Genomic DNA, 7,464 nt, shown 5'->3' with positions numbered 1-7,464 from the left:
TCCACCGTCTTGATGGAGACTCCGAGCATCCCGGCCGTCTCCGCCTGACTGCGCCCCTCGATCGCCGTCAGCATAAGCGGAGCCTTGAGGTGAGGCGGCAGACGGCTCATGGCCTCGTTCAAACGCGCGAGCCGGGCGCCGGCCTCCATCCGGTCATCCGCGGCCTCGGTCCCGTCCGGCACGGACATGGCTTCCGGCGACGACAGGTCGACGCCGCCCCGGATGAGCCGCCGAACGAAGCGGCGGCGGCTCCAGTCCCGGCATTTGTTGAGCGCTATGGTGCGGATCCAGGCCTCGAAGGGCCGTGTCGGATCGTAGCGTCGGATGCTGATCCAGGCCGCCGCATAGGTGTCCTGCAACAGGTCCCATGCGTCCTGCTCGTCGCCGACATAGCGCCGGACAAAGCGGAACAGGCCCGTCTTGGTCTGCCGCATCAACTCGCTGAAGGCCGCCCGGTCGCCGCCGGCGGCGCGGGCTGACAGGTCCGCTGGACTCTCCACCCGGATCGTCAGCCTTCGGCGGGTGCGAGGGCGGCGACGATGCGGTCGTCGAACACCTCCGCCTGGGCCGGCGTCAGCACGGACCGCATCTCGAAGACGTGGGCGATCGTCTCCTTCTGCAAGGCGCCCATGGCGACGTGGAAATGGTCCACCGCCGCCTGCACCTGGGGGCCGTCGCCGTCGCTCTGTTCGATCGCGCGCGCCAGTTCCACGTTGGCCGCGCGGACGTCCGCTTCGAGCGCGGGCCGGCGCACGGCGAAACGGGCCTCGACCGCGTCGATGCGGGTCAGCTGGTCGGGCGACAACTTGAGATCATGATGCACGATGTCGTGCAGGGATGGCGGCTCGCGCCGGCTCAGCACCCAGCTGGCGCTGATCCAGGTGCCCGCGCCGCTGGCGACCGCCGCCAGGAAGGCCGTCAGGGCGATGGCCCGCCAGCCGCGCATCATCGGCCGGTTTCCAGTCTCACCAGAGGCGACAGACCCGCGTCGACCGTGAAGATGGCCATCTCCCCCGGCGGTCTGGGGGCGGCGACTGCGCCGACGCCACCGGCGGTCAAGCCAGTGGCCAGGGCCATGGCGACGGCGCCGAGACGCAGCTGCGAGGCCAGTCGTTCGCCGCGAAGCGCTTCGACCCGGCTCCAGACAAGCGGCTCGAGCCCGTCGAGCGACCGCCCGAAGGGCATCGTCGCCGATCCGGCCAAAAGGTCATCCAGATTGCGCGTCATCGAACACTCTCCTTGCGCCCCTAATCCCTATTACGCTGAAACGCGCCGAATCCCTCGGGCGAGGGGACGGGCATTGCGATGCGTAGATAGCAGAAGGGACAGGATTGGAGAGAGCCATGGCGTTGCGCAGATTCCTGTCGGGTCTCGCCCTGGTGTTGGCCCTGTCGGTCAGCGCGCCGGCGATCGCCCACGAGGACCATGACAAGCAGGCCGCGGCGCGCGCCCAGGCCGCCGCGCCGGCGGGCGCCGTTCCGGAAGGGGGCATGATGGCCATGCCCGGCATGGCCCAAAACATGGACCACGGCGCCATGACGGCGGACGAGGGTCCCAGGCCGATGCCCCAGCGCCTGTATCGCTGGCTCGGAGCCATGCATCCGGCCGCCGTCCATTTCCCCATCGCGCTGTTCCTCGTCGCGGCGCTCCTCGAGATCGCCGCGCTGACGCTGCGCCGGCCGGTTCTGACGCAGGGCACGCGCGTGATCATCGCCCTGGCGGCGATCTCCGCGGTCGCCGCGGTGGCGCTGGGGTGGTTCGCCATGGGGCTCCCCGGGAAGGACGACGTGACCCACGCTTACCACCGGTGGCTCGGCACCTCGATCGCCGCGCTGGGCCTGCTGAGCTGGTGGGCCAAGGAACATTGGGTCCGCCGACCGGGACGCGGGCGTGAGCTGATCTACATCGGCCTGTTGACCCTCACCGCCGTCGCCGTGGTCGTCAACGGCCTGCTGGGCGGGATGCTGACCCATGGCATGAGGCATCTCATGTTCTGACGTCCCCCGGGGGCGGTCGTCGCCAAACCACATCGTTTTCAATCCACTCCGCCGGACCGGACGCTACCGCCGCTGCCAGCAAACCAGGAGACTTCATCATGATGCTTCGTTCAGCATTCGCCGGACTGGCTTTCGCCGTCCTCGCCACCTCCGCCCAGGCCCAGGCCCAGGCCCAGGCCCCGGCCTCCGCGCACGCCCACGACCCGGCTCATGCCCCCGGCCAGACGACGACGGCCGACGAAGCGCAGGTCCGAACCGTCGTCACGGCTTACAAGGACGCGATCGAGCGGATGGACGTGTCGCAGACGCCGGCCCTGTTCTGGGCCGACTCGGAAATCTTCGAGAACGGCGGCGTGGAGGGATCGTTCGCCTATTACCTCGAGCACCATCTCGGGCCCGAGTTCGCCGACCTGGCCGGCTTCGACTTCCGCAACCACGACATGAAGGTCGAGGTCGACGGCGACACCGCCTTCGTGAGCGAGACCTACACCTATCACATCACCTTCAAGGACGGCGCCCGGGCCCCCATAGAGCGCCGCGGCGCGGCCACCAGCGTCCTGCGCAAGCGGGGTGACGAGTGGCGGTTCGACGTCTATCACTCCTCGGCAAGGCCCTTCCGTCCTGCGTCCTGAACGCGGCGCGGACATCCCCCGACCATCACAGGACCATGAGATCGATGCTCAACCCGCTTTCACGCCGGACGCTGCTGGTCGCCGGCGTCGGCGCGACGGCCGTCGCAGCCTGCGCGCCTGGCCGTTCGACGACGGAACTCGCCGTCTACAAGACGCCGGTCTGCGCCTGCTGCACGGCATGGGTCGATCACATGCGCGCGGCCGGTTTTAAGGCCCGTGTCAACGAACTGCCCGATCTGCGGAGCTTGCGCAGCAGCCGGGGGATCTCCGAGGATCTGGCCTCCTGCCATACGGCCCTGATCGGCGGCTATGTGCTGGAAGGGCACGTGCCCGCCGAGGACGTGCGAAAGCTCCTGGCCGAGCGTCCCGAAGCCGTGGGTCTCGCGGTGCCGGCGATGCCGCTGGGATCTCCCGGAATGGAGACGCCCGACGGCCAGAGGGAGCCCTATGACACCCTGCTGGTCCTGAAGGGCGGCGGCACGCGCGTCTTCGCGCGTCATGGCCAGGCGGCGTCGTGAAGGTTCTCAAGCTTTCCACCCAGCTTCACAAGTGGATCGCGCTCGTCGTCGGGCTTCAGGTCCTGTTCTGGGTGGGCGGCGGTCTGGTCATGACGGCCATTCCGATCGAAACGGTGCGCGGCGAGCATCGCGCGGTCGAACTCACGCCCGTTCCGCTGGAGCTCGGCGAGCTTCCGGCGCTGGGCGAGGTCGCCCGCCGCGCGGGCGTCGCCCCCGTCCAGGCGGAGCTTCAGACGACGCCGCGGGGCCCGGCCTGGACCCTGACGCCGGCGAAGGGCGAGCCGGTCATCGTGTCCGCCGTGACCGGCCGGCCGTTCGGGCCCATGTCGGCCGGCGAGGTCTCGACCTTCGCCAGGCGCGCCTACAAGGGCGAGGCTGGGGTTACGGGAGCTGTGCTTCTGGCCACGGCGCCCGAGGAGACCGGGCGGACCGGGCCGCTGTGGCGGGTGGACTTCGCCGATCGGGAGAAGACGGCCTTCTACCTGTCGCCGGCCACCGGCGAGGTGGTGACGCGCCGCTCGGGCGTCTGGCGGATCTTCGACTTCTTCTGGCGTCTCCACGTCATGGACTGGAACGACGGCGAGGATTTCAACCACCCCCTGATCATCATCACCACCGCGTTGACGCTGAGCATCGTCGTTTCGGGGTTCATTCTCCTGTGGATCCGGCTGGCGCGGGATCTGAAGACGGCGCGCGCGGCTCGACGACGAGAACCGTGAGCCCGGCGACCGATCCGACGCCGGGCTTTGCTCCGGAGAGGAACCACGGGCCCCGGTCCCCTGAAGAGCGTCTCGTCAGCCTCGCCACGGTCTGGCCGCCGCACGTCCTGCGCCAGGAGGAGGTGGCGGCCAACGGGGCGGAGATGTTCGCCACCACCCACGGCGGCTTCGAGCGGCTCGCCCCCATCTATCGCAACGCCCGGATCGAGACGCGGCATTCGTGCGTGCCCATCGAGTGGTATCTGAAGCCGCACGGCTTTTCCGAACGGAACGACCTGTTCCTGAAATACGCGCTCGAACTGATGGCCGAGTCGGCCCGCAAGGCCCTGGACGACGCCGGCCTGACCGCCGATCAGATCGATACCCTCGTCACGGTCTGCTCGACCGGCATCGCCACGCCGTCGCTGGAGGCGCGCTTGATGCAGGTGATGCCGTTTCGGACCGACGTGCGCCGCCTGCCGGTCTTCGGCCTGGGGTGCGCGGGCGGCGTCATCGGTCTGGCGCGGGCCGCCGACATGGCCCGCGCGGAGCCGGGAAGCCGGGTGCTGTTGCTGGTGGTCGAGCTGTGCGCCCTGACGTTTCGCTATCAGGATCGGTCCAAGTCCAACCTGGTCGCGACCGCCCTGTTCGGGGATGGGGCGGCGGCGGCCGTCGTTTCATGCCGCGACGACGGGGGCGGACCGGTCATCGGCGCGTCTCATGAACATACCTGGCCCGACAGCCTGGACGTGATGGGCTGGGACGTGGCCGACGACGGGTTGAGAGTGGTGTTCAGCCGGGACATTCCAAGCCTGGTCCAGGCCGACTTCAAGCCCGTCGCCGAGGCCTTCCTGGCCGTGAACGGCCTGACCGCGGCCGATGTCGGCGGCTTCGTCTGCCACCCCGGCGGAGCCAAGGTCATCGACGCCCTGGAGGATTGTTTCGCCCTGACCGACGGCGCGATGGTCCACACCCGGGAGGTTCTGCGCGCCCATGGCAACATGAGCTCGGCGACCGTCCTGTTCGTGCTGAAGGCCGCGCTCGAGGCGAGGGAGCCCGGTCCCCTGCTGCTGACCACCCTCGGTCCGGGCTTCACGACGGCGTTGATGCTGATCCATCCGTGACCTGGCTGGCGGTCGTCCTCGTCCTGGTGGCGATCCAGCGGCTCGCCGAACTGTGGCTGGCCGCCCGCAACACCCGTCGCCTGAGGGCCGCCGGCGGCGTGGAGATCGGCGCGGGCCACTATCCGCTGTTCATCCTCCTGCACGCCGGCTGGCTCGTGGCGATCGCGGTGTCTTCGCCGGGGACCACCGCGCCGAACCTCTGGCTCCTGGACCTGTATCTGCTGCTGCAACTGGCCCGGGTCTGGGTCATCGCCGCCTTGGGCCGGTTCTGGACCACCCGCATCATCAGCCTGCCCGGCGCTCCGCTGATCCGAACCGGCCCTTACCGGTTCGTGCGACATCCCAACTACTGGGTCGCCTCCCTGGAGATCGCCGTCTTGCCGCTGGCCTTCGGCCAGATCGGCGTCGCCGCGGGATTCAGCGCGCTGAACGCCTTGCTGATCGCCTGGCGGGTGCGGGTCGAGGACCGCGCCCTGGCCGACCGGCGATGACCGCCCGGGTGTGCGGGGTCGAGGGGAAGATCCGGATGACGCCCATGCGCCAACGGAATACGTCGCCGCTCCGTCCGACCCCCCGCCATGGCGCCAGCCCGGGCTGAGCCGGCCGCGCGCTATCGACTACATCGCCATGTCCATCGCCGAGACCGGCGCCAAGGTTCCCATTATCGCCACCAGGGCCAGCAGAGCCAGGGCGAGCAGGGTTTCCATCACCAGGCTGCGTTTCAGCCGCATGACCGCGACGCCGAGATCCTCGGGATCGTCGAGGGCGCGGCCGAGATCCGGGGTGAGGTGAAAGCGGTTCGCGACCGCCAGAACCAGCATGAGGGCGAAGACGACGAGCTTGCCGGTCAGCAGCAGGCCGTAGGGCGTGGTGAGCAGGCCGGCGAGACGGTCGGGTCCGACCAGGAACCAGCTGTTGATCAGTCCGCTGAGAACCAGGACCGCGACCGAAGCCGTGCCCACGCCGGAAAAGCCGTGCAGCGCACGATGGAGGACCCGGTCGCTGTCGGGCGTCGCCGGTCGGCGGCGCAGCGTCAGGATCAGCAGCGCCGCGAGCGCGCCGAGCCAGACCGCGGCGGCCCAACTGTGAAGAATCGCCGCCGTCAGATGGACATAACGGCCGGGGCCTTCAGTGGCCGCGCCGTGACCGGTCCAGGCGAAACTGGCGCTCACGATCAGCCCGGCCAGGGCGACGAGGAGCCAGACCGGCCTGGACGGCCTGGCCAGAGCCAGGAGGAGAAGAGCGAGTCCGGCGACGGCGGCGCGGATCAGGAAGGCCGGCCCCAGGCTCGTGCCGGTGATCATATAGCCCAGGGCGGCGGGCTTGAGCCCCTCCGTGATCGAGCCCGCCATCACCGCGGTCTGGGCGGCGAGCGCGGCCGCCGACCCGAGGGCGACGACGGCCGCGGCGGCGATCAGAAGGGGTCTGGGCCAGGCGAGGGCCAGCCCGTCCGACCCGCGCAGCCCATAGAGGAGGAACAGCGGCGTCCCGAGAAGGACGACCGCGCCGCCGTATTGCGCGAGCCGGAGCAGGATGACCAGGACGTCGAGCACGACGGCTCAGCGCACGGTGAAGGCGATGCTGCCGGTCATCCGGTGACCGTCCGCCGAGGCCGCATGCCAGTTGACGGTGTAGGCCCCGGCGACGAGGGGACGGGCGGGCCGGCCCGAAATGGTCTTGCCGTCCTCCGACACGGTGGTGGCCACGGCGGATGTCGCGCCTGCGGCGTTGACGACCTCCAGGCCCGAGAAGGCCGGCGCCACGCGTTCGCTGAAGGTCACCGTGATCGCCCGCGGAGAGGCCACGGTCGCGCTGGCCGCGGGGGTGGAGGCGACGACGCGGGCGTGGGCGTCGGCCTGGGTGGCGACCAGCAACAGGGCGCCGGCGGCGCCGACGAGCGAGAGGGTCTTGCGAGGGGTCATTCTGGATACTCCGAAATCGAAGGGTTCAATGAAGTATACGGGCGCTGGTGCGCAATCCCTCGCCAGGCGTACGGACGCCGCGAGTCGACATCCGCAAGCGCGGCGGTAACCGGATCGACTGCCGGAACGACTATTGACTTAGCGCCACTCGGAGAGCCTATCCTCAAACCGTCATGTGGAATGTCGTCCGCACCCTTCTGTTCGCTTTGGCGGTGGCCGGTTTCGTCGGCCAGTCGTCCGCGCACGCCACGCCGTTTCAGGTGTTCGAGGCTACGGGCGGCATGACCGAGATGGACTGCGCCGAGATGATGGTGATGGCGGACGATAGTGCAGGCGGAGCGATGAGCCCCTGCAGTGAGATGACGCCGGACTGTATCGCCAAGATGGGCTGCACCGCCGTCGCCGCGCCCATGCCGCGGGCGCCGATCCTTGAGCGCCCGTTCGCGGCGCGGGGAGTCAGTTTCGCCGCCGGCGACGTCGTGCGAGACGGCTCGGGTCCGCCTCCCCTCAAGAACCCTCCAAAACAGTAAGCCTGAGCTGTCTTCGTCGAGTTGATGGAATCGTGCGCCGCCT

General features: G+C 69.5%; 12 protein-coding genes. 7 read left to right on the top strand and 5 right to left on the bottom strand.

Annotation, left to right across the window (positions count from 1 at the left end; translation table 11 throughout):
* From Q0C81_RS13040 to Q0C81_RS13030, 3 genes are all read right to left on the bottom strand, one after another.
* Window positions 1-500: sigma-70 family RNA polymerase sigma factor (locus Q0C81_RS13040; protein ID WP_291838570.1), on the bottom strand; the 500-nt coding region annotated here is incomplete at its 3' end.
* An 8-nt stretch (window positions 501-508) separates the two neighbouring features.
* On the bottom strand, window positions 509-949 hold the full coding sequence (locus tag Q0C81_RS13035) for a periplasmic heavy metal sensor (RefSeq protein ID WP_291838567.1): 441 nt from the start codon (window positions 947-949) through the stop codon (window positions 509-511).
* The gene (locus Q0C81_RS13030) at window positions 946-1,227 is read right to left on the bottom strand and encodes a hypothetical protein (protein ID WP_291838564.1); all 282 of its coding nucleotides are present in this window, start codon (window positions 1,225-1,227) and stop codon (window positions 946-948) included. Before Q0C81_RS13030 ends, Q0C81_RS13035 begins: the two co-directional genes overlap by 4 nt.
* A 116-nt stretch (window positions 1,228-1,343) precedes the next feature.
* Here Q0C81_RS13030 and Q0C81_RS13025 point away from each other — a divergent pair, with 116 nt between their 5' ends.
* From Q0C81_RS13025 to Q0C81_RS13000, 6 genes are all read left to right on the top strand, one after another.
* Window positions 1,344-1,997, top strand: coding sequence for a DUF2231 domain-containing protein (locus tag Q0C81_RS13025; RefSeq protein ID WP_291838561.1), 654 nt, complete (start codon window positions 1,344-1,346; stop codon window positions 1,995-1,997).
* A 98-nt stretch (window positions 1,998-2,095) separates the two neighbouring features.
* Window positions 2,096-2,629, top strand: a complete 534-nt coding sequence (locus Q0C81_RS13020; protein WP_291838559.1) for a nuclear transport factor 2 family protein — start codon at window positions 2,096-2,098, stop codon at window positions 2,627-2,629.
* 44 nt (window positions 2,630-2,673) lie between these two features.
* On the top strand, window positions 2,674-3,147 hold the full coding sequence (locus Q0C81_RS13015) for a DUF411 domain-containing protein (RefSeq protein ID WP_291838557.1): 474 nt from the start codon (window positions 2,674-2,676) through the stop codon (window positions 3,145-3,147).
* Window positions 3,144-3,866, top strand: coding sequence for a PepSY domain-containing protein (locus tag Q0C81_RS13010; protein WP_291838555.1), 723 nt, complete (start codon window positions 3,144-3,146; stop codon window positions 3,864-3,866). The genes Q0C81_RS13015 and Q0C81_RS13010 overlap by 4 nt, the downstream gene beginning before the upstream one ends.
* The gene (locus Q0C81_RS13005) at window positions 3,863-4,969 is read left to right on the top strand and encodes a 3-oxoacyl-[acyl-carrier-protein] synthase III C-terminal domain-containing protein (RefSeq protein WP_291838553.1); all 1,107 of its coding nucleotides are present in this window, start codon (window positions 3,863-3,865) and stop codon (window positions 4,967-4,969) included. Before Q0C81_RS13010 ends, Q0C81_RS13005 begins: the two co-directional genes overlap by 4 nt.
* A complete protein-coding gene (locus Q0C81_RS13000; protein WP_291838552.1) occupies window positions 4,966-5,460 on the top strand; it encodes an isoprenylcysteine carboxylmethyltransferase family protein in 495 nt (164 codons plus the stop codon). Before Q0C81_RS13005 ends, Q0C81_RS13000 begins: the two co-directional genes overlap by 4 nt.
* A gap of 126 nt (window positions 5,461-5,586) precedes the next feature.
* On the opposite strand, the gene copD is transcribed toward Q0C81_RS13000, so the two are convergent.
* A complete protein-coding gene (gene copD / locus Q0C81_RS12995; protein ID WP_291838550.1) occupies window positions 5,587-6,522 on the bottom strand; it encodes a copper homeostasis membrane protein CopD in 936 nt (311 codons plus the stop codon).
* Between the two features lie 6 nt (window positions 6,523-6,528).
* Entirely contained in the window at window positions 6,529-6,891 is a 363-nt protein-coding gene (copC, locus tag Q0C81_RS12990; protein WP_291838548.1) for a copper homeostasis periplasmic binding protein CopC, read from the bottom strand.
* Window positions 6,892-7,064: 173 nt separating this feature from the next.
* On the opposite strand from copC, the gene Q0C81_RS12985 reads away from it, so the two are divergent.
* Complete coding sequence (locus Q0C81_RS12985; protein WP_291838546.1) at window positions 7,065-7,421, top strand: hypothetical protein; 357 nt, start codon at window positions 7,065-7,067, stop codon at window positions 7,419-7,421.
* Window positions 7,422-7,464: the final 43 nt, after the last annotated feature.

It is taken from the genome of Brevundimonas sp., assembly GCF_023259385.1.
Classification (GTDB): domain Bacteria; phylum Pseudomonadota; class Alphaproteobacteria; order Caulobacterales; family Caulobacteraceae; genus Brevundimonas.
Note: the sequence above shows the minus strand (reverse complement) of the source record. Positions and strands in the feature narration are given on the sequence as shown.